At 63.1% G+C, this 24,574-nt stretch carries 29 protein-coding genes, 1 other RNA gene and 1 pseudogene; 15 read left to right on the forward strand and 16 right to left on the reverse strand.

Features of this window, described 5'->3' with window-relative positions:
- Positions 1–116 precede the first annotated feature (116 nt).
- The gene (locus FJ490_RS07650) at positions 117–542 is read left to right on the forward strand and encodes a hypothetical protein (RefSeq protein ID WP_140493161.1); all 426 of its coding nucleotides are present in this window, start codon (positions 117–119) and stop codon (positions 540–542) included.
- Between the two features lie 77 nt (positions 543–619).
- Here the strand turns inward: FJ490_RS07650 and FJ490_RS07655 are convergent, their stop codons facing one another.
- Positions 620–973, reverse strand: coding sequence for a DUF1304 domain-containing protein (locus tag FJ490_RS07655; RefSeq protein WP_140493158.1), 354 nt, complete (start codon positions 971–973; stop codon positions 620–622).
- Between the two features lie 142 nt (positions 974–1,115).
- Here FJ490_RS07655 and FJ490_RS07660 point away from each other — a divergent pair, with 142 nt between their 5' ends.
- Complete coding sequence (locus tag FJ490_RS07660; RefSeq protein ID WP_140525040.1) at positions 1,116–2,603, forward strand: carboxypeptidase M32; 1,488 nt, start codon at positions 1,116–1,118, stop codon at positions 2,601–2,603.
- Between the two features lie 18 nt (positions 2,604–2,621).
- Here the strand turns inward: FJ490_RS07660 and FJ490_RS07665 are convergent, their stop codons facing one another.
- Entirely contained in the window at positions 2,622–4,421 is a 1,800-nt protein-coding gene (locus FJ490_RS07665) for an ABC transporter transmembrane domain-containing protein (protein ID WP_140493152.1), read from the reverse strand.
- A 208-nt stretch (positions 4,422–4,629) separates the two neighbouring features.
- Between FJ490_RS07665 and rpmE the strand changes: the two genes are divergently transcribed.
- Positions 4,630–4,851 (forward strand): 50S ribosomal protein L31, encoded by a 222-nt coding sequence (rpmE, locus tag FJ490_RS07670; protein WP_006327661.1) that lies wholly within the window; start codon positions 4,630–4,632, stop codon positions 4,849–4,851.
- Positions 4,852–5,058: 207 nt separating this feature from the next.
- On the opposite strand, the gene FJ490_RS07675 is transcribed toward rpmE, so the two are convergent.
- Positions 5,059–5,694, reverse strand: a complete 636-nt coding sequence (locus FJ490_RS07675) for a TetR/AcrR family transcriptional regulator (protein WP_140729302.1) — start codon at positions 5,692–5,694, stop codon at positions 5,059–5,061.
- Between the two features lie 221 nt (positions 5,695–5,915).
- Here FJ490_RS07675 and FJ490_RS07680 point away from each other — a divergent pair, with 221 nt between their 5' ends.
- Positions 5,916–6,395: a DUF1772 domain-containing protein gene (locus tag FJ490_RS07680; RefSeq protein WP_140676277.1), complete on the forward strand. Its 480-nt coding sequence runs from the start codon at positions 5,916–5,918 to the stop codon at positions 6,393–6,395.
- Positions 6,396–6,458: 63 nt separating this feature from the next.
- Positions 6,459–6,620, forward strand: coding sequence for a hypothetical protein (locus tag FJ490_RS32630; protein ID WP_181165385.1), 162 nt, complete (start codon positions 6,459–6,461; stop codon positions 6,618–6,620).
- Positions 6,621–6,642: 22 nt separating this feature from the next.
- On the opposite strand, the gene FJ490_RS07685 is transcribed toward FJ490_RS32630, so the two are convergent.
- The 3 genes from FJ490_RS07685 to FJ490_RS07695 form a co-directional block, all read right to left on the reverse strand.
- Complete coding sequence (locus tag FJ490_RS07685) at positions 6,643–6,939, reverse strand: SelT/SelW/SelH family protein (protein ID WP_140493146.1); 297 nt, start codon at positions 6,937–6,939, stop codon at positions 6,643–6,645.
- Between the two features lie 12 nt (positions 6,940–6,951).
- On the reverse strand, positions 6,952–7,701 hold the full coding sequence (locus tag FJ490_RS07690) for a YebC/PmpR family DNA-binding transcriptional regulator (protein ID WP_140525039.1): 750 nt from the start codon (positions 7,699–7,701) through the stop codon (positions 6,952–6,954).
- A gap of 209 nt (positions 7,702–7,910) precedes the next feature.
- Positions 7,911–8,234, reverse strand: a complete 324-nt coding sequence (locus FJ490_RS07695) for a helix-turn-helix domain-containing protein (RefSeq protein ID WP_140493140.1) — start codon at positions 8,232–8,234, stop codon at positions 7,911–7,913.
- A 51-nt stretch (positions 8,235–8,285) separates the two neighbouring features.
- Here FJ490_RS07695 and FJ490_RS07700 point away from each other — a divergent pair, with 51 nt between their 5' ends.
- The 4 genes and pseudogenes from FJ490_RS07700 (at position 8,286) to FJ490_RS07715 (ending at position 9,860) form a co-directional block, all read left to right on the forward strand.
- Positions 8,286–8,768, forward strand: coding sequence for an SRPBCC domain-containing protein (locus FJ490_RS07700; RefSeq protein ID WP_140729303.1), 483 nt, complete (start codon positions 8,286–8,288; stop codon positions 8,766–8,768).
- Positions 8,769–8,785: 17 nt separating this feature from the next.
- Positions 8,786–9,175: a VOC family protein gene (locus FJ490_RS07705; protein WP_281405133.1), complete on the forward strand. Its 390-nt coding sequence runs from the start codon at positions 8,786–8,788 to the stop codon at positions 9,173–9,175.
- Positions 9,176–9,186: 11 nt separating this feature from the next.
- Positions 9,187–9,366: pseudogene (locus FJ490_RS33030) on the forward strand (hypothetical protein); the annotation flags it as partial.
- A gap of 26 nt (positions 9,367–9,392) precedes the next feature.
- Positions 9,393–9,860 carry an SRPBCC family protein gene (locus FJ490_RS07715; protein WP_140624969.1) on the forward strand — a complete coding sequence of 156 codons (468 nt, stop codon included), beginning with the start codon at positions 9,393–9,395 and terminating at the stop codon, positions 9,858–9,860.
- Between the two features lie 6 nt (positions 9,861–9,866).
- Here FJ490_RS07715 and FJ490_RS07720 read toward each other — a convergent pair whose 3' ends face one another.
- The 5 genes from FJ490_RS07720 to ssrS form a co-directional block, all read right to left on the reverse strand.
- A complete protein-coding gene (locus tag FJ490_RS07720) occupies positions 9,867–10,421 on the reverse strand; it encodes a BrnT family toxin (protein ID WP_140729304.1) in 555 nt (184 codons plus the stop codon).
- Positions 10,422–10,501: 80 nt separating this feature from the next.
- On the reverse strand, positions 10,502–11,269 hold the full coding sequence (locus tag FJ490_RS07725) for a TerC family protein (protein ID WP_140493125.1): 768 nt from the start codon (positions 11,267–11,269) through the stop codon (positions 10,502–10,504).
- A gap of 70 nt (positions 11,270–11,339) precedes the next feature.
- On the reverse strand, positions 11,340–12,164 hold the full coding sequence (locus FJ490_RS07730) for a YmdB family metallophosphoesterase (protein WP_140729305.1): 825 nt from the start codon (positions 12,162–12,164) through the stop codon (positions 11,340–11,342).
- A 61-nt stretch (positions 12,165–12,225) separates the two neighbouring features.
- Entirely contained in the window at positions 12,226–12,813 is a 588-nt protein-coding gene (locus FJ490_RS07735; protein WP_140729306.1) for a 5-formyltetrahydrofolate cyclo-ligase, read from the reverse strand.
- Between the two features lie 95 nt (positions 12,814–12,908).
- Positions 12,909–13,064: non-coding RNA, 6S RNA (gene ssrS, locus FJ490_RS07740), on the reverse strand.
- A gap of 159 nt (positions 13,065–13,223) precedes the next feature.
- On the opposite strand from ssrS, the gene FJ490_RS07745 reads away from it, so the two are divergent.
- A complete protein-coding gene (locus FJ490_RS07745; protein ID WP_140493116.1) occupies positions 13,224–14,063 on the forward strand; it encodes a MoxR family ATPase in 840 nt (279 codons plus the stop codon).
- 42 nt (positions 14,064–14,105) lie between these two features.
- On the opposite strand, the gene FJ490_RS07750 is transcribed toward FJ490_RS07745, so the two are convergent.
- A complete protein-coding gene (locus FJ490_RS07750) occupies positions 14,106–15,671 on the reverse strand; it encodes an MFS transporter (protein WP_246672775.1) in 1,566 nt (521 codons plus the stop codon).
- 143 nt (positions 15,672–15,814) lie between these two features.
- Here FJ490_RS07750 and FJ490_RS07755 point away from each other — a divergent pair, with 143 nt between their 5' ends.
- From FJ490_RS07755 to msrB, 5 genes are all read left to right on the forward strand, one after another.
- On the forward strand, positions 15,815–16,678 hold the full coding sequence (locus tag FJ490_RS07755) for a LysR family transcriptional regulator (protein ID WP_140566807.1): 864 nt from the start codon (positions 15,815–15,817) through the stop codon (positions 16,676–16,678).
- Positions 16,679–16,743: 65 nt separating this feature from the next.
- Positions 16,744–17,190: a GNAT family N-acetyltransferase gene (locus FJ490_RS07760; RefSeq protein WP_140525030.1), complete on the forward strand. Its 447-nt coding sequence runs from the start codon at positions 16,744–16,746 to the stop codon at positions 17,188–17,190.
- Positions 17,191–17,197: 7 nt separating this feature from the next.
- Positions 17,198–18,388 carry a VWA domain-containing protein gene (locus FJ490_RS07765; protein ID WP_140729308.1) on the forward strand — a complete coding sequence of 397 codons (1,191 nt, stop codon included), beginning with the start codon at positions 17,198–17,200 and terminating at the stop codon, positions 18,386–18,388.
- Between the two features lie 24 nt (positions 18,389–18,412).
- Entirely contained in the window at positions 18,413–19,198 is a 786-nt protein-coding gene (locus tag FJ490_RS07770; protein ID WP_140729309.1) for an MBL fold metallo-hydrolase, read from the forward strand.
- A 113-nt stretch (positions 19,199–19,311) separates the two neighbouring features.
- Positions 19,312–19,716, forward strand: a complete 405-nt coding sequence (gene msrB, locus FJ490_RS07775; protein ID WP_140493098.1) for a peptide-methionine (R)-S-oxide reductase MsrB — start codon at positions 19,312–19,314, stop codon at positions 19,714–19,716.
- Positions 19,717–19,778: 62 nt separating this feature from the next.
- On the opposite strand, the gene FJ490_RS07780 is transcribed toward msrB, so the two are convergent.
- The 4 genes from FJ490_RS07780 to pyc form a co-directional block, all read right to left on the reverse strand.
- A complete protein-coding gene (locus tag FJ490_RS07780; RefSeq protein WP_246672773.1) occupies positions 19,779–20,090 on the reverse strand; it encodes a hypothetical protein in 312 nt (103 codons plus the stop codon).
- Between the two features lie 7 nt (positions 20,091–20,097).
- Complete coding sequence (locus FJ490_RS07785) at positions 20,098–20,538, reverse strand: hypothetical protein (protein WP_140662844.1); 441 nt, start codon at positions 20,536–20,538, stop codon at positions 20,098–20,100.
- Between the two features lie 32 nt (positions 20,539–20,570).
- Entirely contained in the window at positions 20,571–20,831 is a 261-nt protein-coding gene (locus FJ490_RS07790; protein ID WP_140493089.1) for a DUF2312 domain-containing protein, read from the reverse strand.
- Positions 20,832–20,996: 165 nt separating this feature from the next.
- Positions 20,997–24,455 carry a pyruvate carboxylase gene (gene pyc, locus FJ490_RS07795; protein ID WP_140729311.1) on the reverse strand — a complete coding sequence of 1,153 codons (3,459 nt, stop codon included), beginning with the start codon at positions 24,453–24,455 and terminating at the stop codon, positions 20,997–20,999.
- Positions 24,456–24,574 lie beyond the last annotated feature (119 nt).

Raw genomic sequence — 24,574 nt, forward strand, 5'->3', positions numbered from 1 at the left:
GGGCCGAGAACCGCCGGCGATGCCTCCCATCGCGACGCGACGGAACTGGACGGCCCGCATCGTCCGGAAGCGGAACGGCAGAGCCGTTCTTTTCCGCAGCAAAAGGAGGCGCCGTCATGCGCTCTTCAGCATCTCTCAAGACTGCAACCCTTGCCGCGATTCTTGTCGCCGCCCCGCTTGCCGGCGCCTACGCCGCGGGTCACCACAAGGGCGCGCTCGACGCGACCGACCCAACCGACATGACCGGCCCGCGTGTCGAGGCTCTCATTGAACAGGTTCAAGGCGTGCATCAGGGCATAATCACCGCCAGACAGGCCAACAACATCACCCCGGCCGCGGCGGAGCGCCTGGAGATGCGCACCGCTCGCATAGGTCAGGCGGCGGAGAAGATAGCCTCGTCGGATCACGGCAGGATACCGGCCGCACAATATCATGACCTGCTGCGCCGTCTCGACAATGTCGACCAGCGGCTGAGGGTCGACATCGGTAGCGGTTTCCTGATGGGCGACGGCGCCGACGGCGGGAACTATCCGAACGGCTGAGGCCATTCTGATCGCGGCCCAAAAGGAAGGGACCACCTGGCGTCTACGGGACCCAATCCCGCAGGCGCCTCTTTTCCTCACCAGCCGAGCCAGACCGCTACCAAGGCAGCCGCTGCCGGCGCGGCCTGCACGAACAGGATCTTGCGACCGACCGTTGCCGCCCCGTAGAGCCCGGCAACGGCCACGCAGAGCAGGAAGAAAACCTTGACCTGGAAACCGGCCGTGCCGAGGTAGAGGGCCCAGATCAGGCCGGCGGCGAGAAAGCCGTTATAGAGACCCTGATTGGCGGCAAGCACCTTCGAGGCGCTGGCGAATTCCGGCGTCAGCCGGAATGCCTTGTGCCCGCGCGGCGTATCCCAGAGCACCATCTCCAGATAGACGATATAGACATGGATCAAAGCCACCAGCCCGACCAGGATGTTGCCGATCATCGTATTCCCTCGTGATGTATCGTCGGGCAGCATTTCACGCGTCGGCTCGCCAGCGCAAGGCGCATCTGCCGGACGGCGCGTGAGGGTTGCAAACGCGCCGGCGTTGGTATCTTTTTCGCCCTTCCCAATCACGGAAGCCGCCATGTCCTTTCAAAAACTCGATGACCTCGGCCACAAGCTCGAAGCCCTGGAGCACGCGCTGGCCATCCTCGGCGCCGATGAAGCGACCCACATGGCCGTCGGTGGCGGCGAGAAGCGCGCCGAGGCCATGGCGGCACTTGCCGGCATGTACCACACCAGGGCGACCGCGCCGGAAATAGCGGACTGGATCGCCGCCGCCGAAGGCGAGGCGCTTGACGATGAACAGCGGGCGGCGCTGGCCGAACTGCGGCGGCAATACACCAACCTGACCTGCCTGCCGGTCGAATTCGTCGAACGCCAGACGACCGCCCGCATGCGCTGCGAGCAGCTGTGGCGCGACCTGCGGGCCAAGAACGACTGGGCGGGCTTCCTGCCGGCGCTTGAAGGCGTGGTGGCGCTGGTGCGCGAAGAGGCGGCCCTGCGCGCCGACATCCTCGGCCTCGCCCCCTACGACGCGCTGATGGAGCAATACGACCCCGGCAACCGCACCGCCGACATCACCCCGGTGTTCGCCGACTTGAAGGCTTTCCTCAAGGGGTTCGTGCCGGAAGCGCTGGCGGCGCAGGAAGCGCGGCTGCGCAAGCATCCGCTGAAGCCGCTTGCGGGCAGCTACGCGATCGACAGGCAGCGTGAACTCGGCCTTGCCATGATGGCGGCGGTCGGCTTCGACCTGACGCACGGCTCGCTGTCGGTGTCGCACCATCCGTTCTGTGGCGGTGTGCCGAGCGACGTGCGCATCACCACCCGCTACAAGACTTCCGATTTCTTGTCGGCGCTGATGGGCGTGCTGCACGAGACCGGCCACGCACTCTACGAGCAGAACCTGCCGAAGGCCTGGTCGCACTGGCCGCTCGGCAAGGCGCGCGGCATGGCCGTGCATGAAAGCCAGAGTCTGTTCGTTGAAAAGCAGATCGGGCGCAATCCCGCCTTCTGGCGTTGGGCATTGCCGGTCGTGGAAAAGCATCTCGGCGAAATCTGGTCGCTCGACGACATCCTGCCGCATGTCCACCATGTCGAGCGCGGCCTGATCCGTGTCGATGCCGACGAGGTGACGTATCCGCTGCATGTCATCCTGCGCTATGAACTGGAGCAGGAGCTCGTCTCCGGCAGGCTCGAGGTGGCCGAACTGCCCGAGGCCTGGGACGCCAGGATGCGCGACTATCTCGGCCTCTCAACCATCGACAACCCCGCGGACGGGCCGATGCAGGACGTGCATTGGCCTGCTGCCGCCTTTGGCTACTTTCCCTCCTACACGCTGGGCGCGATAATGGCGGCGCAGCAATGGGCGGCGCTGACGCGGGAGCATCCGTCGGCCGATGACGATCTTGCCATGGGGAATTTCGGTGCCATCAACGATTGGCGCCGCAAGAACATATGGTCGCACGGATCGCGCTGGTCGACGCCCGACCTGCTCGAACGCGCCACCGGTGAAAAGCTCAATGCCGTCTATTTCACCGACCACCTGCGCAAACGGTATGGAGCCGCGTGAGCACGCCCAGCGTCGCCGCTACTCAGCCGCGCCCCTGAAGGCGCTGGCGCCGGTCTCGAACTGCAGCTTGGCCAGCCGGGCATAGATGCCGCCCTTGGTCACCAGGCTCTGATGCGTGCCTTCCTCGACGATGCGGCCGCCATCCATCACCAGGATGCGGTCGGCCTTCAGCACCGTCGCCAGGCGGTGCGCGATGACGATCGTGGTGCGGCCCCGCATCAGCCGCTCCAGCGCCATTTGCACCAGCGTCTCGCTTTCGGCGTCGAGTGCCGAGGTCGCCTCGTCGAGCAACAGAATCGGCGCGTCGCGCAGGATGGCGCGGGCGATCGCCACCCGCTGGCGTTGCCCGCCCGACAGCGTCACGCCGCGCTCGCCGACCTGGCTGTCATAGCCCTTCTCGAGCTTGAGGATGAATTCGTCGGCCAGCGCGTCCTTTGCCGCCGCTTCGATCTCTGACTCGCTGGCGCCCGGCCGGCCGAAGCCGATATTGTCGCGCGCGCTGGCCGCGAAGATGGTGACGTCCTGCGGCACGATGGCGATGCGCTGCCGTATCGAAAGGGGGTCGGCTTCGCGGATGTCGACGCCGTCGATCAGGATCCTGCCGGTCTCCGGATCGTAGAAGCGCAGGATCAGCGAGAACACCGTGCTCTTGCCCGCTCCCGAGGGACCGACGATCGCCACCGTCTCGCCAGGCTTGACCGAGAAGCTCAGGCCGTGGACGGCGGCGCGGTCGGGCCGGGCCGGGTAGGAAAAGGACACGGCCTCGAAGCTGATCGCTCCCTTGCTCGCCACCGGCAGCGGCCTGGGATTGGCAGGCGCCACGATCGCCGGCTCCTCGGCGAGGATTTCGGTCAGCCGTTCGGCGGCACCTGCTGCCTGGGCCAATTCGCCCCAGACCTCCGATAGCGCGCCGAGCGCACCGGCGGCGAATACCGAATAGAGCAGGAACTGGCCTAGCGTGCCCGGCGACAGATTGCCGTCGAGCACGTCGCGCGAGCCGAACCACAGCACCGCCACGACCGAGGAGAAAATCGTGAAGATGGCGAAGAAGGTGAGGAACGAGCGCGCGAAGATCGAGGCGCGCGCGGCCTCGAAGGCGGCCTCGACGGCACCCGAAAAACGCCCGGTGACCAGCGTCTCATTGGTGAAGGCCTGCAATGTGCGCACCGCGCCGATCTGCTCGCTGGCATAGGCGGTGGCATCGGCCAGCGTGTCCTGCGCCTGCCTTGACTTGCGCCGCACCGAGCGGCCGAAGGCGACCAGCGGCAGCACGATGATTGGAATGGCTGCGATGACCAGCCCGGACAGTTTCGGGCTGGTGAAAACCATCATCGCGACCGCGCCGAGGCCAAGGATGACATTGCGCAGCGCCACCGAAGCGGTCGCCCCGACCGCCGATTTGACCTGCGTGGTATCGGCGGCGAGCCGCGACACGATCTCGCCCGACTGGGCAGTGTCGAAGAAGGCCGGCGACAGTTTCGTCACATGGGCAAAGACATCGCGCCTGATATCGGCGACGACGCGCTCGCCGAGCGTGATGACGAAATAGTAGCGGCCCGCCGATGCCGCCGCCAGCAGCGCGGCCATCGCCACCAGCGCGGCGAAATATTCGGCGATGAAGGAGGAACCGGACGGCGTGAAACCATGATCGATCATGCGCCGTACCGCCAGCGGCAGCGCCAGCGTCGTCACCGCCGCGACGATCAGCGAGATGACGGCGCCCGCCACCAATGTGCGGTAGCGGCCGATGTAGGGAAACAGGCGCCTGAGCGGCTTGAGCGAGCGCCGGCGCTCGTCTGCGCTGCTGGTTTGCGCCATCCTGGTCTTTCCTCTTGGCCGCCTTCAGCTATGCGCCTCAATATGCGCTTGCCGCGGCCTTGTGATTCAATTCCGGCTGATGTATAGGCTCGCCGACCGTTTTAGAAGCCGTGGCTCCTCAATAGCTGCGGCTTCGAGTTTTAAAAAGGGGCGCATCGACGCAGGCTTTCAGCCCGTCAGCCGCACCCGGCAAACCAGGAACCGAGCCATGAAGACCGATATCCATCCCGACTACCACACCATCAAGGTCGTCATGACCGACGGCACCGAGTACATGACCCGTTCGACCTGGGGCAAGGAAGGCGATACGATGAACCTCGACATCGACCCGACCACGCACCCGGCCTGGACCGGCGGCCAGCAGACCCTGCTCGACCGCGGCGGCCGCCTGTCGAAGTTCAAGAAGCGCTTCGAAGGTTTCGGCCTCTAGGCCCCATCAGCTTTTCGCTGACCAGAGAACCCGTCCTCGTGGCGGGTTTTTTGTTGGCCAATGCACGTCCCTTCACGCTGGCGCTTGCCTCCACCTCCCCCTTGTCGGTCCCGTGTGGGAGGTCGGACCGAAGGTCGGGTGGGTCGGCGCTGCCCCCACCCCGCTGCTTCGCAGCGACCCTCCCCACGAGGGGAGGGTGAGAGCATCCTATTCCGCAAGCAATTCCCTGAGCGCCATGCGCTTGTAGGCGGCGACCAGCCTGTCGCCCTCCTTCCGCTCGACCGAGATCGCCAGCCGCATGGCGGCCTCGCCCATCTGCCAGACGAGAAACGCCGTCGTTTCCAGCGCGACGGCATCGGCATCGGGCCGCAGGCGTTTGAGCGTCGCAGTGAGAAATTCGGCGTTCGCACGGCTGTCGGCGAGCTCCAGTTCGCGCAGCGCTTTGTCGGCCTGCGTGCCCGACCAGATATCGCGCATCACCGGCTCCGCCAGGAACAGGTGGTAATAAATGCCCACCAGTTCCGAGAACGCCCGCCGAAGGCCCTCGGCGTCGCCGACGTCCTTGAGCGCGGCTGAAATGCAGGCCTGGCTTTCGGCGGTGTAGCGCTCGGCCAGCGCCCAGACGATCGCCCGCTTGTCGGGGAAGAACTGGTAGAGCGAGCCGATCGACACCCCAGCCCGCTCCGCCACCTCGCCCATGCGCATGGCATCGCTGCCTTGCTCCGCAATCAGCGCCGAGGCGGCGGCGAGCATGCGCTCGACCCGTTCACGGCTGCGCTGCTGGCTCGGCGCGCGGCGTGGCGTGGCGACCTGTTCCGGTGGGGACGTGGCGGTTTTTTCCATGGCTCTTCAACAGACGCCGGGCGGCAATGCCACCCAGAAATGACTTGACTCGCAAAATACGAGGGTTTATCACGTTTTGCAAATATGAGGATTTCTCATGTTTTGAAAGAAGCAGACGGGATAATTGATTTGAAGGCGTCGAACAGGTGCCCGGCCACCCCCCAAAACTTTTCTGCCCATTGCGACTGAAACCGCCGCAACCGGCATCTGGAGCAACTGACATGATCCCGAAATTACTTCCCACCCTCATCTTCATCGCCGCTATCGGCTCGGGCGTTGTTGGCGGCGTGTTCTTCGCCTTTTCCAACTTCGTCATGCCGGCAATGGCTCGCCTGCCTGCCGCGGGCGGTATCGCCGCCATGAACTCGATCAACATCACCGTCATCACGCCGATGTTCATGACCGCCTTGTTCGGCACCGGCCTGATCTGCCTTGTCTTGATCGCCGGCGCCATCATCGGCTGGCAGCAGCCAGGCTCCTTCTGGCTGCTGGCCGGCGCAGTCATCTATCTCGTCGGCAACCCCATCGTGACGATGGTTTTCAACGTGCCGCTCAACGACGCGCTGGCCGCCGTCGATCCGGCCAGCAGCAACGGCGCTGCTGTATGGACCACCTATCTCAGGGACTGGGTGATGTGGAACCACGTGCGCGCCATCACCGCCATCGCCGCGCTGGCATCCTTCTGGTTCGCCGCGCGTTGACGTGTCTCGGTCCGCCGCGTTCGGCATCGCGGCGACCGAGGCGTGTTTATCGGGAGAAGCGCCGTGAACGACCCGTATTCCACCATGGCCTTGGGCATTGCCGCGGGGATCGGCCTCGGCGCTGTCTGTGGCGCAGCGATGGATGACCCTGCCGTCGGCATCGGCATGGGCATAGCAATCGGCGCCGGGATCGGCGCGATTTTCGGGCAGAGGCGAGGAAAATGACGTCCGGCTTCTGCGGGAAGTCTCAGCTCTTCGCCTTGCGGTCGGAATGACCGAGATCGCGGTCCGGGTCGATGACGTCGCGCACCAGTTGCTTGAGTTTTGCCGCATCCGGAAAGCCGCCGTCGCGCTTGCGGTCCCAGACCAGCACCTCGTTGCACGATATGGTGAAGACGCCGCCGGTGCCGGGCACCAGCGTCACCTCGCCCAGATCGGTGCCGAATGTCGATAGCAGTTCCTGCGCCATCCAGCCGGCACGCAGCAGCCACTGGCACTGCGTGCAATAGGTGATGCGGATGGTGGGCAGCGGTTTTTCGATCATGTCAGGCTTTGCTCACGCAGCGCTGAGCTTGGCCATGGTCTCCTCGTCGACCTCGAAATTGGCGTAGACGCTTTGAACGTCATCGTCGTCCTCGAGCGTGGCGACCAGCTTCATCAGCGACTGGGCGCGTTCTTCATCGACCGGAATATTGTTCTGCGGTTTCCAGATCGGCTTCACCGATTCCGCCTCGCCGAGAGAGGCTTCGAGTGCCTTCGACACCTCGCCGAGGTTTTCGAAGGCGCAATAGATGGTGTGGCCTTCCTCGTCCGACTCCACGTCATCGGCGCCGGCTTCGATTGCCGCGTCCATGACCTTGTCGGCGCTGCCGGCCGATGCCGGATAATAGATTTCGCCGACCCGATCCCACATGAACGACACCGAGCCGGTTTCGCCCATCGCCCCACCGGCCTTGGTGAAGGCGGCGCGCACATTCGAAGCCGAGCGGTTGCGATTGTCGGTCAGCGCCTCGACGATCACGGCGACGCCGCCGGGACCGTAGCCCTCGTAACGCACGGCTTCGTAATTTTCGGCGTCGCCCATCGACGCCTTGTTGATGGCGCGCTGGATATTGTCCTTCGGCATCGACACCGCCTTGGCGTTCTGCACGGCAAGGCGCAGGCGCGGATTCATCGACGGATCGGGGGTCCCGCTCTTGGCCGCGACGGTGATTTCGCGCGCCAGCTTGGAAAACATTTTCGACCGCACCGCGTCCTGACGGCCCTTGCGGTGCATGATGTTCTTGAACTGTGAATGGCCAGCCATGGCACCCCTGTCGTGTTCGGCTAGAGCATCGCGCGGCGAGATGCATGACCGCCTTCCGCAATGCTCGAATTCAAAATGTCAGAACGTCCCTGCTGCGTCCGAATGGACGTATGGCGCTCTTTGTCGGAATGGCCGGCTTATAGATAAATCGGCTCAATTCGTCCAGCCGCGCCGCGCTTTACCACGCACGGCAAAGCCGTGACGGCCGTTCACCCCTCCAGATCGGATTTCAGCCGGTCTATGATGCTAAGCGCATGGCCGGCGTACTGGCTGATCCAGCGGTCGTGAATCTGCTTGATCGGCAGCGCGTTGAGATGGTTCCAGCGCTCGCGCCCCTCGCGCCGCGCCACGATGAGATCGGCCTCTTCCAGCACTTTGAGATGCAGCATGACGGTGCAGCGGTCGACATCGGAAAACGCCTCGCACAGCATGCCGGTCGTCTTTGGCGCGTCCTTCAGCAGATCCAGCATCTCGCGCCGGCGCGGATGCGCCAGCGCCTTGAAAACATTGTCGTCTTGCGATCGGCTTGACATGTTATTTTTTTATAACATAAACTCCTATCAATCAAGGAAGGAGCTGTGGATATGTCTCTTGGATTCAGGGTTTCAGGACGCATCGGCAAACCGGTCGCCGACGTCTTCGACGCGGTCGTCAATCCGAAGAAGCTCAGCTCCTATTTCACCACCATCGGCGGTGCCAGCGCGCCCTTGGTGTCGGGCGCCAATGTCGTGTGGTGGGGCAAGGTGCCGGTCGAAGTAGACGAAATCGTCAGGGACAGCCGCATCGTGCTGCGCTGGGATGCCACCGACGAAGAGGGAAAGCCGGCCTACAAGACCCGCATCGAGATGAATTTCGAGCCGCTCGACGACGGCGGCACTTTCGTCACCATCGCCGAGGCCGGCTGGCACGAGGACGCGGTCGGCCTGAAGAAGTCCTATCTCAATTGCGAGGGCTGGTCGCAGATGCTGGCCTGCATGAAGGCCTATGTCGAACACGGCATCAATTTGCGCGAAGGCTACTACCGCAGCGAGATGAAGGGCGAGCCTGCCAACGAGACCAACATTTGAGCGAAGGGAGGCCTGCCGTGAAAGTAACCCCGTTCCTGATGTTCGAAGGCAAGGCCGAGCAAGCAATGGCCTTCTATTGTGAGACCATTCCGGATAGCCGCGTCCTCGACCTCACGCGCTACGGTGCAGGCGAGGACGGACCCGAAGGGGCAGTCAAGCTGGCTCGCGCATCCATCGGCGGCACGGAGGTCATGATCTTCAACAGCCCGGTACAGCACGCCTTCACCTTCACGCCGTCGGTCTCGCTCTTCGTCGACTGTTCCACCGAAGAAGAGCTGGAGCGCATCGTCGAGGCCTTGTCCAAAGACGGCACGTTTCTGATGCCGACCGGCAATTACGGTTTCAGCCGCCGTTTCGCCTGGCTGAACGACAGGTTCGGCGTTTCCTGGCAGATCAATCTGCCATAGCAGGACCGGGCCAGGCCGAGATCTGGCTGGGACTGTTCACCGGGGATTTCCCGGGCGCCGCCGATCATCTCGCCAAGGTCGGCGTCGAGCGATGCGACGCCATCGAGCCGCTGGGAGAAGGCTTCCGCGGTTTCTGGATCACCAGCCCCGCCAACATCGTTCACATGGTGCGGGAGCCCGACGCCTGGTGAAGGCGTATTCGGCAGGGGAGAACGCTATGGAAATCCGCGAGACACCGACGGCCGAAGCCGCCATGATGATCCGGCGGCCGGTCTCCGACGTTTTCGAGGCCATCGTCAACCCGGAGATCACCACGAAATTCTGGTTCACCCATTCCAGCGGCAGGTTGGACGGCCGCAAGCCGGTTCAATGGGAGTGGCGCATGTATGGCGTCTCGACGACCGTGGTCGTCAGCGAGATCGTCGCCAACGAAAAGATCGTCATGCAATGGAGCGATCCGCCGACCACGGTGATCTGGACCTTCACCGAAATGCCAGGTGACGCGACCTTCCTGGAGGTCCACAATTTCGGCTTTGCCGGCAATGGCGACGAACAGGTGAAACAGGCGGTCGATTCAACCGGCGGCTTCACGCTCGTTCTGGCCGGCGCCAAGGCCTGGCTCGAACAAGGCCTGACACTAGGCCTGATCGGCGACCGTCACCCGAAGGGCGCGCCGGGGAGTTGAACCGGCTCAGGTTCTACGCTTTTCCTGCTCGATCACGTGATGGCGGAGCACACGATTGATTTCGGTCTGGTAACCACCACCCCCGACATGCTCCTTGAACCACGATAGCACGTCGGCATCGAGTCTGATTGTCACTGGCTGCTTGAGTGGTCTGTAAAGATGTCCACGACGAGCATGAATCCAATTCTCCGCCGGAACTTCTGGGATGTCGGAAGTATTAATTTCGCTGTCAGGCAAACCAGCCAGCTTGGCGAGCTGGTTGCGCTGATCCTGACTAAGGTCCTTCTTGCTCATAGCGCCTCCTTTCATGCGCTGTCGCTTCCGGGCACCAACAATCCTAACTCGTTCCTCATCTTCGCGATCAGGATATGTGTGTACAACCAGCATGACCACTACGGCATCGATCGTCCCGATAGCGTGCCAACGCTGCTCACCATCTTCAAACCGGTCGGGCACGATGAGATAAAGCGGATCATCGAACACCTTCTGCGCGAGATCGAATCCGATGTCGTGCTTGGCAAGGTTGCGCCTGGCTTTTTCAGCATCCCATTCGAATCGCAAAGCAGCACCGTCGATTACGACAATGTACGTACAATTTCGTAAGAGTCAGCCTGAACTCGGCATTGGCCATGTCGTCAGGCTCAATGCCCGCCGCCGGACTTCGCCTTCTTGCGGTTCCGCGCCAGCATGTTGAGGCCTTCGACGAGCGCCGAAAAACCCATCGCCGCGTAGATATAACCCTTGGGCACATGGTAGCCCATGCCGTCGGCGATCAGCGTCATGCCGATCATCAACAGGAAGCCCAGCGCCAGCATGACGATGCTCGGGTTCTTGGCGATGAAGTTCGCCAGCGGCGTAGCCGCCAGCATCATCACCGTAACCGCCACGATGACGGCGATGTACATGATGGCGATCTCGTCGGTCATGCCGACGGCGGTAATGATGGAATCGATGGAGAAGACAAGGTCGAGAAGCAGTATCTGGAAGATGGCGCCGGCAAGGCTCATCTGCACGGTCTCGCCCAGCATCGTGTCCTGGTGGTCGTCGGGGTCGACCGTGTGATGGATCTCCTTGGTCGCCTTCCACACCAGGAACAGGCCACCGGCGATCAGGATCAGGTCGCGCCAGGAAAAGCCGTGGCCAAGGGCGGTGAAGACCGGCGCCGTCAGTTGGACGATGATCGAGATGGTGGCGAGCAGCACCAGCCGCATGACGAGCGCCGCCGAGATGCCGAGCCGGCGGGCGCGGGCTCGCTGTGCTTCCGGCAGCTTGTTGGTCAGGATCGAGATAAAGATCAGGTTGTCGATGCCGAGCACGATCTCGAGCACCACCAGGGTCAACAGCGCGACCCAGGCGGTGGGATCGGACACGAAGGCGAAGTGCGGCGCCAGGAACTCGATAAGCTGCATGGAGGTCGTCCCCTCTACGATCTAGAGCAGTGTCGCCGGCAGTTAGGTATTGAGAGCCCCTATATCAATGTCACGTCCAGAAGGACGGCGCCGTTTCCTCGAGCCGCGGCCCGCGGCGAAACGGCGCGATCTTCTCGGTCAGCCCCGTGCGGTCGGAAATATCAACGCCGACGCCGCACAAGGTCGCGGGTCCGGTCGCCGCCTCGAAACGCCCCTTCGGCACTTTCGACAGGAACCGGTTGAGCGGCTCCTCCTTGTCCATGCCGAGCGACGAATCATAATCGCCGCACATGCCCACGTCGGAAATGTAGCCGGTGCCGCCATTGAGGATATGGTGATCGGCGGTCGGCTGGTGGGTGTGAGTGCCGACCACGAGGCTGGCGCGACCGTCGACGAAATGCGCGAAGCACATTTTTTCGGAGGTCGCCTCGGCGTGGAAGTCGATGACCACGGCATCCGCCTGCTCGCCGAGCGGACAGGCGGCAAGCTCGCGCTCGCCAGCCTGGAAGGGATCGTCGAGCTCGGGATGCATGAACACCCGGCCCATGATGTTGGCGACCAGCACGCGCGCGCCGCTCCTGGCGATGTAGACGCCCGAGCCGCGCCCTGGCGTACCCTTGGGAAAATTGGAGGGGCGCAGGAAGCGCTCTTCGCGCGGCGCGAAGGCGAGCGCATCGCGCTGGTCCCAAACATGGTTGCCGGTGGTGACGACATCGGCGCCGGCCGCGATGGTCTCGCGAAAAATCTCCTCGGTGATGCCGAAGCCGCCGGCCGCGTTTTCGCCGTTGACGATGACGAAATCGAGCTTGAAGTCCGAGATCAGGCCCGGCAATTGCTCCCACACCGCCGTGCGGCCTGTCTTGCCGACCATGTCGCCGAGGAAGAGAAGTCTCATCACGCTTGACCCCGAAAAGTGGCATGACTTTCGGCAAAGATCATGCGTTCCAAAGAACTATCTACAATTCTGGCTCGAACCGGCGCAACCCGCTCTCGGTGAGTATTTCCGGGATGATGACGTCATGGTCCTCATTGGGAACCATCGTCACTTCCTGGCAGTCGAAAGCAATGCCGATCAGCCGGGGCGCATGCCCCTTGTCGACAAGCTTGGCGATCGCACGGTCATAATAGCCCGCGCCGTAACCGATGCGGTGGCCGCGCGCGTCGAAGCCGGCGAGCGGCACCAGCATGACGGAGGGGTCAAGAACTTCGGCCTCCTCATGCGGCCCGACGGTGCCAAATCCCATATCGATCATCGGCGCGCCGCCTACCAATTCGCGAAAGACCATGGTCGTCTTGTCGAGGATCGCCGGAAGGCAGAGCCGTGCGCCCTTTTCGCGCAAGGCGAACATCAGCGGCCGGACATCGACTTCCGAGCGCATTGGCCAGAAGCCGGACACGATTTGGCCTGGCTCGATGGCAAGCTGGTCGCGCGCGGTTTCGGCCATGTCGAGCGCGACTTCCACCCGCCAGAATTCATCGAGCGCGTCGCGGCGGCCAAGTGCTTCCTTGCGCAGCTGTTTTTTCAGGTCTTTTGAGGATGCCATGCGCAGACGCTAGAAAAAGCCAGACCTGAATGGACGTTTTGGGAGCGACGTTTTCCATCGCATGATCCACGAAATACGTGGATGTGGCGAATAAGTGACGATCCACACAACCGGTGGAGAAGTCGATCCCGGGTGCCTACAAAGTAGGTGGGCGCCGTGTGAGAAAACCCACGGGTCTTCCCAGGGACAGCTCCCTAAGGATCGTTAAGGCCCCGGGGAAAAGTGTCTCCTGCCGGGAAGCGCAGACCGTCAGCCCCAATATAGGCCGATGCCCTCCCAAGCGCCAGAGACTTGGCGCCAGAGAGTTGGCGCTCTTTCCCTGCCGGCTTCACATTTCGCCGCCGCCAACCCACCCTTGCATGGGCCAAGCCGTCTCCTTACGGTCGTCCGTACTGAACCAAGGAGCAAAAATGCGTTTCGAAGGCACTGCGGCCTACGTCGCCGACAAGGATCTGATGGTGGCGGTCAACGCGGCGATCGCGCTGGAACGGCCCTTGCTGGTCAAAGGTGAGCCCGGCACCGGCAAGACGGAGCTTGCCAGGCAAGTGGCGGCGGCACTCGGGCTGGAACTCATCGAATGGCACGTCAAATCGACGACGCGGGCGCAGCAAGGCCTCTACGAGTATGATGCCGTGTCGCGGCTGCGCGACAGTCAGCTTGGCGATACCAGGTTCAACGATATCAAGAACTACATCAAGCGCGGCAAATTGTGGGAAGCCTTCGCCGCCGGCAAGAAAGTCGTCCTCCTAATCGACGAGATCGACAAGGCCGATATCGAATTTCCCAACGACCTCTTGCAGGAACTCGACCGGATGGAGTTCTTCGTCTACGAGACCGGCGAGACGATCCGCGCCGCGGTGAGGCCGATCGTCATCATCACCTCCAACAACGAGAAGGAACTGCCCGACGCCTTCCTGCGTCGCTGCTTTTTCCACTACATCCGCTTTCCCGACGTCGAGACACTGCACAGGATCGTCGATGTGCATTATCCCGGCATCAAGCAGAATCTGGTGCGGGCGGCGCTCACTCAGTTCTACGAAATCCGCGACGTGCCGGGACTGAAGAAGAAGCCGTCGACTTCCGAGGCGCTCGACTGGATAAGGCTGCTGGTCGCCGACGACATCGCGCCCGAGGATCTGCGCGCCGACCCGAAGAACGCGCTGCCCAAGCTGCACGGCGCGTTGCTGAAGAACGAGCAGGACGTGCATCTGTTCGAGCGGCTGGCCTTCATGGCGAGGCGGCAAGGGTGAACGAGCGCATCGGCACCCTGAGGCCGAGCCGCACAAGGCATGCTACGAGCGCATCTCGCCAGCACCCTGCGCAGGACGCCCGCTTCGCTGCTGCGGCGCGACATATTTTGGGCCGAAGATAGCAAAGCTGATGACGGCAAGAGCCAGAACGCCGATCCCGCTATAGAGCATGACCCAACCAAAACCGTTGATCAGGGCGGCATGAACGATGGCGCCCGTCGGGTCGAGGGTCGTGAGCTTGGGCGAGTATTGCGCCAGGCCGTCGAGATTGCCGGCTGCGATCTTCTCCGCCAGGGCGCGCAGTTCGTTCGGGTCGATAGCCGTGCCGAATGCGTTGCGCAGATAAGAAACGATCCCTTGCGTCAGCAGCAGTCCCAGCACCGCGATGTTGATGGCAAGCGTGATCAGCCGCGCACTGATATCGATGCCGGACGCCATGCCGGCACGATCGGGCGACACCGAGCCGGTCGTGGTGTTGGTGGTCGGCGAATTGGTCAGGCCGATGCCGATGCCGGCGATCAGCGTGCCGGGCAGCATGGTCAGCCAGCAGGCGCCCTCGAGCCCGGACCCTATCCACATGGCGATGAAACCGACCCCCAATGTCAACAAGCCGAGCGGGATCGCCACCCGCGCCTGATAGCGCGCCCGCAGGCGCTCGGCGATCGACGGCATCAGCATGAAAGGGAGCGTATAGACGAGCAGCAACAGGCCGGTCGTGGTGCTGTCGTAACCGAGGACCCCCGAAAAATAGATCGGCAGATAGATGATGAACGGCCAGTAGCTGAAATTCATGCCGATGCCGCCCATGATCGCTCCCGAGAATTGGCGGATGCGGAAAACGGAGAAATCGAACATCGGATAGGGATTGATCTTCTCGGCTACGAGGAACGCGACGAAGGCCAGCACGGCCGCGCTTGCCACGCCGATGCGCGCGCCAGCGCCCAGATCGGCCCCTTGCGTGATCAGATAGGAGAAGCCGAACACCGCGAACGACAGTGTCAGTATGCCGGCCCGGTCAAGCTTCTGCGCGTTGCGATCGCGCGATTCGGTGACACCGGCGCCGATGAAAGCCAAGGCAAGAACGGCAAGCGGCACATGGATGAGGAACACCCATTGCCAACTCGACAGCGTCACAATCAATCCGCCAATGGCGGGGCCGAAGCCAAGCCCGATGCCCGAGACGACGCTCCAGGCGACGAAGGCTTTGCCGCGTTCACTGCCGTCTTGAAACTGGTGGGACAACACCGCCACGCTGCAGGTAAACATCGCTCCGCCCGCCAGGCCCTGAAGAAACCGGGCGATGATCAGCAGCGGAGCGCTCGTTGCGAGACCGCATAGCAGGGAGGCGAGGCCAAAGGCGACGGTGGTGCCCACCATCACGCGTTTGCGGCCGAGACGGTCGGCCAATGTCCCCGTCGCCATCAACACCGTGGTGCAGGCAATGGTGTAGGCATTCATGATCCATTGCAGATCCTTGAAATCAGCGCCAAGCACGGTTTCCAGTTTCGGCAGGATCACCGGGACGCTGGAGATTTCGAGGCCGAACAGCAGCGAGGCGAGGCAGACCCCCGCAAGAGCAACGGTGTTTCGGTCGATTGGAAACGTCATGTCGGTCACTTTCAGTCGGAGCATTCGGAAGTGGCTGCGAGCGTCGCTCTTCACACAGCGGTCGACATGACTTAAATGACCCCCCATCATGAAAAAAGACTATGCGTTTCTATTTCAGAAATGACAAAATGGAATGATTAGAGATGACCAGTCTTGACGTCGATGCCGTGCGGACCTTCGTCATGGTGGCCGACCTGCAGAGCTTCACGCGTGCGGCTGCCGCGCTGGGCAGCACCCAGGCGACGATCAGCGTTAAGCTGCGTCGGCTGGAAGAGAAGCTCGGCGCGCGTCTGATCGAACGAACGCCGCGCCGCGTGGCCCTCTCGGCAAGGGGAGCGGCTTTTCTCCCGGCGGCGCGTGAATTCCTTGCCGCCCACGAACGAGCCGTTACGGAATTTTCCGACGCGCCGTGTCGGCTTGCTCTCGGCTTTGTCGATCACGTCGCCGGGCCTGAGCTGTCCATATTGATAGCCCAGTTGCATGCCCATGATCCGTCGCTCGCGCTCAACATCAGGATCGATACGAGCTCCATGCTGGAGGAGGCTTTCGATCGCGGTGAGCTCGATGCGGTGATTGTCCATCAGGAAGACGACAGCCGCCGCGGCGAAGCCTTGTCGCGCACTCAATATGGCTGGTTCGCCGCCCCGGCCTTCGAATGGCGGCCGGGAACGCCATTGCGCCTGGCGCTGCTAAGCACCGTATGCAATTGCCCTGACCGCGTGAGAGCTGTCGAGACGCTGGATAAGGCAGGCATTGCCTGGAACGAGGCTTTCGTGGGCGGCGGCGGCGCAGCCGTCAATATCGCGGTGTCGGCCGGCTTCGCCGTCGCTGCGCTCGCCTACCGTGTCGCGCCGCCCGGCCTGGTCGAGGTGGGCCGCAAACTCGGCCTGCCGCCAATTCCCCCTTCCGAGATCGTTTTGCATTCGCACAGCTTGGCGCCAAGGGCACGAGAGGCGCTGCACATGCTCGCGACCGCTTTTCGCGAGTATAATTTGCCGGCGGGATAGGCAAGGGTGTTCCTGATCCCGATTCTGTTGGTATGGATTGAGTTCCAGACCTCAGAGGGAACGAAATGGCCGAGATCACTATCCGCCCGCTCGCAGAATCCGACCACGCCGACTGGCGCAGGCTTTGGACCGCTTACCTTGCTTTCTACGAGACGAAACTGCCGCAAGAGGTCTACGAGGTCACCTGGAAGCGCCTGTTCACGCAAGGCGAGTTCGAACCTAAGGGCTTTATCGCCGTCCTCGACGGCAAGGCTGTCGGCCTCACCCATTACCTGTACCATCGCTCTTGCTGGTCCGAGAAAAACAACTGCTACTTGCAAGATCTGTTCGCCGACCCCGAAGTGCGCGGCAAGGGGATTGGCGCTGCGCTGATCGAAGCCGTGAAGCAGGAAGCCGGCAAGATCGGCGTCAGGAATGTCTACTGGATGACGCACGAAACCAACGCCACGGCGCGCAAGCTCTATGACCATGTCGCGCGCCGCACCGGCTTCATCGAGTACGACCTCTTATAGACAGAAAATGTTCATCCCTTTCTTCCTCGAACTGAAGGCTGCACGCGTTCCCGTCTCTTTGCGGGAATACCTGTTGCTGCTGGAGGGGTTGGAAGCCGGGCTGGTCGACTATGACGTCGAAGGTTTTTACTACCTCGCTCGCGCCGCGCTGGTGAAGGACGAACGCCATATCGACCGCTTCGACCAGGTGTTCGCGCATGTCTTCAAGGGTGTTGAGGCGCTCAGCGGTCCGAATGCCGTCAACGTCGCTGATATCCCCGAGGAATGGCTGCGCCGGCTGGCCGAAAAGCACCTGACCGAGGAAGAGAAAAAGCTGGTCGCGGCGCTCGGCGGTTTCGAGAAGCTGATGGAGACGCTGAAGCAGCGGCTCGAGGAGCAGAAAGGCCGCCACCAAGGCGGCTCGAAATGGATCGGCACTGGCGGCACCTCGCCTTTCGGCGCCTATGGCTACAATCCCGAAGGCGTGCGCATCGGCCAGCATGAGAGCCGCAACCGCCGGGCCGTGAAGGTCTGGGACAGGCGCGAGTTCAGGAATTTCGACGACGCCGTCGAGCTCGGCACCCGCAACATCAAGATCGCGCTCAAGCGGCTGCGCCGCTGGGTGCGTGAAGGCGCCGAGGAGGAGTTCGACCTGCCCGGCACCATCCACGCCACCGCCGAGCACGGTTATCTCGACGTCAAGACGCGGCCAGAGCGGCGCAACGCGGTGAAGCTTTTGATGTTCTTCGATGTCGGCGGCTCGATGGACGACCACATCAGAAGCGTCGAGGAATTGTTCTCGGCCGCCCGCGCCGAATTCCGCCAGCTCGAATATTTTTATTTCCACAACTGCCTCTACGAGGGCGTGTGGAAGGACAATCGCCGCCGCCATGCCGAGACGATCCCGACCTTCGATCTCCTCCACAAATATGGGCCTGACTACAAGGTGATCGTGGTCGGCGATGCCTCGATGAGCCCTTACGAGATCGCGCATCCCGGTGGCTCGGTCGAGCACTGGAACCCGGAGGCGGGCGCCGTCTGGCTCGGCCGTCTGCTGCGGCAGTGGCCGAACGCGGTATGGCTGAACCCCGAGAGCCAGAAGAACTGGGGGTTCACCCATTCGATCGCTATGATCCGCGACATGTTCGGCGGCCGCATGTTTCCGCTGACGCTCGCCGGACTGGAAAGCGCCACCAAGCAATTGTCGCGCAAGCATTGAGCCGGGAAAATGACGGGAGGTTCCATGACCTGTTTCCTCTGCCTGCAATGCGGTGTCCAGTTCGCGCAGAGCGAAGCGCCCCCACAGCACTGTCCGATCTGCGAGGACGAGCGGCAATATGTGCGCTGGGAAGGCCAGGCCTGGACCACACCGGAAGAGCTCGCGGCCGGGCATCGGCTTGTGATGAAGGGCGATGCCGGCGTTCTCGCCTTCGGCATCGAGCCGCGCTTCGCCATCGGTCAGCGGGCGCTGCTGACGCAGACGCCGCACGGCAACGTTCTGTGGGACTGCATCTCGATGGTGACCGACGAGGCGGTGGCCGAGATCAATCGCCGCGGCGGCCTTGCCGGGATCGCCATCTCGCACTGCCACTACTATTCGGTGATGGTCGAATGGAGCGAGGCGTTTGGCGGCGTGCCGATCTATCTCCATGACGACGACCGGCAGTGGATCATGCGGCCACACCCGTCGATCGTCAGCTGGCAAGGCGAGACACTGGACCTGACGCTCATCCGCTGCGGCGGCCACTTTGCCGGCGGCCAGGTGCTGCACTGGAAGCGCGAAGGCGGCAATGCTCTCCTGGCCGGCGATATCTTGCAGGTGACGCCGACCCGCCGCCACGTCAGCTTCATGTACAGCTATCCCAACTACATCCCGCTCAATGCGGCCGCCGTGCGCCGCATCGCGGCCGCGCTGGAGCCTTTCACATTCGATGACATCTACGGCGCGTGGTGGAACCAGAACATTATCGGTGGCGCGAAACAGGCGCTGGCGGCCTCCGTTGCGCGCTATCTCACGGCGATCGCATGAGGATTGCAGAAGGCACGCTCGAAAATGCGGGCAAATCTCGTAACAAACGCCTATCTTGTTGCGAATAGACATTGCGATCAACAACGAGCCGTCAAGGCCGAGGAGTTTTCTGCATGGACACCCACGCCTATCCCGTCACCCGCACCGACGCCGAATGGCGCGCCCGGCTGACGCCTGAGCAATATGCCGTCATGCGCAACCATGGCACCGAACGCCCGGGCAGCTGTGCGCTGCTTCACGAAAAGCGCGCCGGCACCTTCTTTTGCGTCGGCTGCGACCAGCCGCTGTTCGAATCCAAGCTGAAGTTCGAGAGCGGCACCGGCTGGCCGAGCTTCAACGACCCCGTTCCCGGTTCCATCGAGACCACGACCGACCGCAGCTACGGCATGGTCCGCACGGAATGCCATTGCGCTCGCTGCGGCAGCCATCTCGGCCACGTCTTCGAGGACGGCCCGCCGCCGACCGGACTGCGCTACTGCATCAACGGCGTGGCGCTGAGATTCGAGCCGGCGGCCTGAGCGCGGCCTCGCCAACGCTTCCTGCGAAGGGCGGCCTCGGCCGCCTTTTTCGTGCAGCATTGTCAGACGACGACTGTTGCGATCAGCCAGAGCGCCGAACCCAGCATAGCAAGGGAGGCCTTGGCGCCCCCGGTTCGCTCCGCCGTCCGCCAGACGGCCGAGGTCAGGAAGATGTTGTAGGGCACCGGCGCGAAATGCACCGCCAGCACAAGACCGAGCGGCGTCTTCACCCCCAGCAGAATGAGCGCCGCCACGGACGATGCAATGTTGATCGCCGTGCCGACGAGCACCATATCGCGCCAGAACAGCCGGTCGAGCCGCACCTGGCCGAGCCAGCGTGAGCGAAAGAAGGATCTGGCGACCCCCGGCAACACCGGATACCTATCCCTGCCCCAGAACATCGATGACGGCGCGCTCGAAACGCGAGCATTCGGTCACCAGCCAGTCGGACATGGCCGGCCAATTGTCCTCGGCAAAGCAGTTGACTCGCCACTGTGAATTGATGCCGAGGTTTTGTGCGCTCTGCTCCGGCCTGAGCTTCAGCCGTTCCTCGATCGCCGGCTGAAACGGCTTGAGGCGCACCCAGACGTCGGTTGCGCCAAGCTTCTCGTTACGGCCGAAGAAGACGCCGACCACATTCTCGCTGGGCGCCACATACATGGAGAGCACCAGCGCGAATTCCGGCAGCCCGCGCTGCCAGAACCAGGGCCCTCGCCTCGCCAGCCGGGTTCTTTCTTCCGGGTGACGCTCGGCAAACAGCGTCCAGAAGCCGCGTTGGCGGAACTCCGAGGCCCTTCGGCCACCGAAGTCGAACTCACTCATCGCCGACCCCGGACGTCACGAGATGCCTCGCCTTACACCATGCCGAGGGCGGCCTTGTAGAGGTCCAGGATGGACTCCTCCTCCTGGCGCTCGGCCTGGTCCTTCTTGCGCAGCCGGATGATCGCGCGCATCGCCTTGGTGTCGAAACCGGTGCCCTTGGCCTCGGCGAACACTTCCTTGATGTCGTCGGAAATGGTCTTCTTCTCCTCCTCGAGCCGCTCGATGCGCTCGATGAAGGCACGCAACTGGCCGGCGGCAACAGTCTGGCTGGTCTCTGTGATATCGTCGGCCATGTTTTTCTCCAAAAAAATCGATGCTTCGCCGCGACTCGGCAACCGTGCCGCCGCAAATTTCTGCGGTTCGATGCCCGACCGGGGACGGCGGGTCAAGCGGTTATCGAACAGGCTGGCAGGGCTGCCGACAGAAGCCGACAGTCTGTGGCTCTCTCTTGCGAGCTCTCAACTGAAGGCGATCAGCAGGTCCTTGGCATCGATCTGGTCGCCGGCCTTGACCAGCACCTCGGCGACCGTGCCGTCACGCTCGGCATGCAGCGCCGTTTCCATCTTCATTGCTTCGATGGAAAGCAGCACGTCGCCGGCCTTGACGGCCTGGCCGGCGGCCACAGCGAGCGCCGAGACGACGCCCGGCATCGGCGCTCCGACATGCGCCTCGTTGCCGGGTTCGGCCTTGCGCCTTGCCTTGGCGGCGGACGCGCCATGCGCCCGGTCGGGCACCTTGACGCGGCGCGGCTGGCCGTTGAGTTCGAAGAACACGGTGACCATGCCCTTGTCGTCCACGTCGCCGATCGCTTGGCAGCGCACGACCAGCGTCTTGCCCTTCTCGATGTCCACGAACACCTCGTCTTCGGGCTTCATGCCGTAGAAATAGGTCGGCGTCGGCAGCACGCTGACGGGACCGTAGGTTTCCTGCGCGGCCGCGAAGTCCGAGAAGACCTTCGGATACATCAGCCAGGAAGCGAACTCGTATTCGCTGAGCTTGCGCTCGAGCTTCCGTTCGATCTCCTTGCGGCTGGCCTTGAGGTCTGCCGGCTTGAGCAGCGAGCCCGGCCGCGCCGTGATCGGCCTGTCGCCCTTCAGCACTTTCTTCTGCAGCGCCTGCGGCCAGCCGCCAGGCGACTGGCCGAGATCGCCGCGCAGCATTGAGACGACCGAGTCCGGGAAGGCGATGTCCCTCGCCGGGTTCTCGACGTCGGCGACGGTGAGGTCCTGGCTGACCATCATAAGCGCCATGTCGCCGACCACCTTGGACGACGGGGTCACCTTGACGATGTCGCCGAACATCAGATTGACGTCATGATAGGTCTGCGCCACCTCGTGCCAGCGCGTCTCCAGCCCAAGCGAACGCGCCTGTTCCTTGAGGTTCGTGAACTGTCCGCCCGGCATCTCGTGCAGGTAAACTTCGGACGCCGGCCCCTTGAGGTCGCTTTCGAAGGCGGCATACTGGTTGCGCACCGCTTCCCAATAGAAGGAGATCCTCCGGATCCATTGCGGGTCGAGCCCGGGATCGCGCTCGGTGCCCTTCAGCGCCTCGACGATAGAGCCGAGGCAGGGCTGCGAGGTGTTGCCGGAGAACGCATCCATCGCCGCGTCGATGGCGTCGACGCCGCTCTCTACCGCCGCCAGAACCGTTGCCGCTGAGAGCCCCGATGTATCGTGTGTGTGGAAATGGATGGGCAGGTCTGTCGCTTCGCGCAGCGCCTTGAACAGCACGCGCGCGGCGCTCGGCTTCAACAGCCCGGCCATGTCCTTGACCGCTATGATATGGGCGCCGGCCGCCTCGAGCTCTTTCGCCAGCCCGACATAATATTTCAGGTCGTACTTCGCCCGCGTGGGATCGAGAATATCGCCGGTGTAGCAGATCGCGGCCTCGATCAGCTTCCCCTCGGCGCCGACCGCGTCCATGGCGACGCGCATGTTCTCGACCCAGTTCAGGCAGTCGAACACCCGGAACAGGTCGATGCCGCCTGATGCCGCCTGTTTGACGAAATGCTGCACGACATTGTCGGGATAGTTGGTGTAGCCGACGCCGTTGGCGCCCCGCAGAAGCATCTGCAGCAGGAGGTTGGGCGCCGCCTCGCGTACCAGCGAGAGCCGCTCCCAGGGATCCTCGGTGAGAAAGCGCATGGCGACGTCGAAAGTGGCGCCGCCCCAGCATTCAAGCGAAAGCAACTGCGGCAGGGCACGCGCATAGGTGCCCGCTATGCCGGCGATGTCGTGCGTGCGCACACGCGTCGCCAGCAGGGATTGATGGCCGTCGCGCATCGTCGTGTCGGTGACCAGCACCTCTTTTTGCGTGCGCATCCAGGCGGCGAATTTTTCCGGACCGAGCACGTCAAGCTTCTGCTTGCTGCCGCCGGGCACATTGCCGTTGAGGTAGGGCACCACGGGTGCGGCGGCATCGGCTTTCGGCTGCGGCCGGCCGCGCGTCTCGGGATGGCCGTTGACGCTGACGTCGGCAAGATAGTTGAGCAGCTTCGTGGCGCGGTCCTGGCGCTTGACCTGCTCGAACAGCTCCGGCGTCGTGTCGATGAACTTGGTCGTGTAGGAATTGTCGGCGAAGTTCGGGTGATTGATGATCGCTTCGAGGAAAGTCAGGTTTGTGGCCACGCCGCGGATGCGGAATTCGCGCAGCGCCCGGTTCATGCGTGCGATGGTCTCGGCCGGCGTCGGCGCCCATGCGGTCACCTTTTCCAGCAACGGGTCATAGAAGCGGGTAATGACCGCGCCCGAATAGGCGGTGCCGCCATCGAGGCGGATGCCGAAGCCGGTGGCGCCACGATAGGCGGTGATGCGGCCATAGTCCGGGATGAAATTGTGCTCGGGATCCTCGGTGGTGATGCGGCACTGCAGCGCGTGGCCGTTCAGCCTGATGTCCTTTTGTGCTGGAACGCCCGATTCCGGCGTGCCGATGGCGAAGCCGTCGAGAATGTGGATCTGCGCCTTGACGATGTCGATGCCCGTCACCTGTTCGGTGACGGTGTGCTCGACCTGGATGCGCGGATTGACCTCGATGAAATAGAACTTGCCGGTGTCGGCGTCCTGCAGGAACTCGACCGTGCCGGCGCCGATATAGCTGGTTTCGCGCGCGATCTTCAGCGCATGGCCGCACAGCTCCTGGCGCAGCTCCTCGCTGAGATAGGGCGCGGGCGCCCGCTCGACGACCTTCTGGTTGCGGCGCTGGATCGAGCAGTCGCGCTCGAACAGATGCACCGCATTGCCACTGGTATCGCCCAGGATCTGCACTTCGACATGGCGGGCGCGCTCGATCAGCTTTTCGAGATAGACCTCGTCCTTGCCGAAGGCGGCTTTCGCCTCGCGCTTGCCCTCGGTGACCTCGCGGGCGAGATCGGCCTCGGCACGGATGGCGCGCATGCCGCGGCCGCCGCCGCCCCACGAAGCCTTCAGCATCAGGGGATAGCCGATCTCCGTGGCAAGTTTCTTGACCGCCTCCATGTCGTCCGGCAACGGATCGGTGGCAGGAATGACAGGCACGCCGACCTCGATGGCCAGATTGCGCGCCGCGACCTTGTTGCCAAGCCGGCGCATCGTCTCCGGCTTGGGCCCGATGAAGGTGATCCCGGCTTCGGCACAGGCCTCGGCGAATTCGGGGCTTTCCGAAAGCAGTCCATAGCCGGGGTGGATCGCATCGGCGCCCGACAGCCTGGCGACGCGGATCACCTCCTCGATCGAGAGATAGCTTTCGATCGGCCCCATATCCTTGTTGAGGTGCGGCCCGCGCCCGACCTGGTAACTCTCGTCGGCCTTGAAGCGATGCAGCGAATATTTGTCCTCCTCGGCCCAGATCGCCACCGTTTTGAGGCCGAGTTCATTGGCCGCGCGAAACACGCGGATGGCGATTTCGGACCGGTTGGCGACGAGGATCTTCGTGATGGCCAAGGACTGGGCTCCAGCAGCGGAAGGGAAGAGCAAGCGGCGCCATGATTAGCGTGAAAATGCTGCAGTGCAAACAAAATTTGACGCGCGTTTAAACCGATTTAAAATGGATTCTCCGCCTT

Source organism: Mesorhizobium sp. B2-5-11 (assembly GCF_006440835.1).
Lineage (GTDB): Bacteria > Pseudomonadota > Alphaproteobacteria > Rhizobiales > Rhizobiaceae > Mesorhizobium.

What these genes read in the sequence shown, in the direction of transcription:
- FJ490_RS07650 (WP_140493161.1), top strand. Translation starts at nt 117, where the DNA reads ATGCGCTCTTCAGCATCTCTCAAGACTGCAACCCTTGCCGCGATTCTT.
- FJ490_RS07655 (WP_140493158.1), bottom strand. Translation starts at nt 973, where the DNA reads ATGATCGGCAACATCCTGGTCGGGCTGGTGGCTTTGATCCATGTCTAT.
- FJ490_RS07660 (WP_140525040.1), top strand. Translation starts at nt 1,116, where the DNA reads ATGTCCTTTCAAAAACTCGATGACCTCGGCCACAAGCTCGAAGCCCTG.
- FJ490_RS07665 (WP_140493152.1), bottom strand. Translation starts at nt 4,421, where the DNA reads ATGGCGCAAACCAGCAGCGCAGACGAGCGCCGGCGCTCGCTCAAGCCG.
- rpmE (WP_006327661.1), top strand. Translation starts at nt 4,630, where the DNA reads ATGAAGACCGATATCCATCCCGACTACCACACCATCAAGGTCGTCATG.
- FJ490_RS07675 (WP_140729302.1), bottom strand. Translation starts at nt 5,694, where the DNA reads ATGGAAAAAACCGCCACGTCCCCACCGGAACAGGTCGCCACGCCACGC.
- FJ490_RS07680 (WP_140676277.1), top strand. Translation starts at nt 5,916, where the DNA reads ATGATCCCGAAATTACTTCCCACCCTCATCTTCATCGCCGCTATCGGC.
- FJ490_RS07685 (WP_140493146.1), bottom strand. Translation starts at nt 6,939, where the DNA reads ATGATCGAAAAACCGCTGCCCACCATCCGCATCACCTATTGCACGCAG.
- FJ490_RS07690 (WP_140525039.1), bottom strand. Translation starts at nt 7,701, where the DNA reads ATGGCTGGCCATTCACAGTTCAAGAACATCATGCACCGCAAGGGCCGT.
- FJ490_RS07695 (WP_140493140.1), bottom strand. Translation starts at nt 8,234, where the DNA reads ATGTCAAGCCGATCGCAAGACGACAATGTTTTCAAGGCGCTGGCGCAT.
- FJ490_RS07700 (WP_140729303.1), top strand. Translation starts at nt 8,286, where the DNA reads ATGTCTCTTGGATTCAGGGTTTCAGGACGCATCGGCAAACCGGTCGCC.
- FJ490_RS07715 (WP_140624969.1), top strand. Translation starts at nt 9,393, where the DNA reads ATGGAAATCCGCGAGACACCGACGGCCGAAGCCGCCATGATGATCCGG.
- FJ490_RS07725 (WP_140493125.1), bottom strand. Translation starts at nt 11,269, where the DNA reads ATGCAGCTTATCGAGTTCCTGGCGCCGCACTTCGCCTTCGTGTCCGAT.
- FJ490_RS07730 (WP_140729305.1), bottom strand. Translation starts at nt 12,164, where the DNA reads ATGAGACTTCTCTTCCTCGGCGACATGGTCGGCAAGACAGGCCGCACG.
- FJ490_RS07735 (WP_140729306.1), bottom strand. Translation starts at nt 12,813, where the DNA reads ATGGCATCCTCAAAAGACCTGAAAAAACAGCTGCGCAAGGAAGCACTT.
- FJ490_RS07745 (WP_140493116.1), top strand. Translation starts at nt 13,224, where the DNA reads ATGCGTTTCGAAGGCACTGCGGCCTACGTCGCCGACAAGGATCTGATG.
- FJ490_RS07750 (WP_246672775.1), bottom strand. Translation starts at nt 15,671, where the DNA reads ATGACGTTTCCAATCGACCGAAACACCGTTGCTCTTGCGGGGGTCTGC.
- FJ490_RS07755 (WP_140566807.1), top strand. Translation starts at nt 15,815, where the DNA reads ATGACCAGTCTTGACGTCGATGCCGTGCGGACCTTCGTCATGGTGGCC.
- FJ490_RS07760 (WP_140525030.1), top strand. Translation starts at nt 16,744, where the DNA reads ATGGCCGAGATCACTATCCGCCCGCTCGCAGAATCCGACCACGCCGAC.
- FJ490_RS07765 (WP_140729308.1), top strand. Translation starts at nt 17,198, where the DNA reads ATGTTCATCCCTTTCTTCCTCGAACTGAAGGCTGCACGCGTTCCCGTC.
- FJ490_RS07770 (WP_140729309.1), top strand. Translation starts at nt 18,413, where the DNA reads ATGACCTGTTTCCTCTGCCTGCAATGCGGTGTCCAGTTCGCGCAGAGC.
- msrB (WP_140493098.1), top strand. Translation starts at nt 19,312, where the DNA reads ATGGACACCCACGCCTATCCCGTCACCCGCACCGACGCCGAATGGCGC.
- FJ490_RS07785 (WP_140662844.1), bottom strand. Translation starts at nt 20,538, where the DNA reads ATGAGTGAGTTCGACTTCGGTGGCCGAAGGGCCTCGGAGTTCCGCCAA.
- FJ490_RS07790 (WP_140493089.1), bottom strand. Translation starts at nt 20,831, where the DNA reads ATGGCCGACGATATCACAGAGACCAGCCAGACTGTTGCCGCCGGCCAG.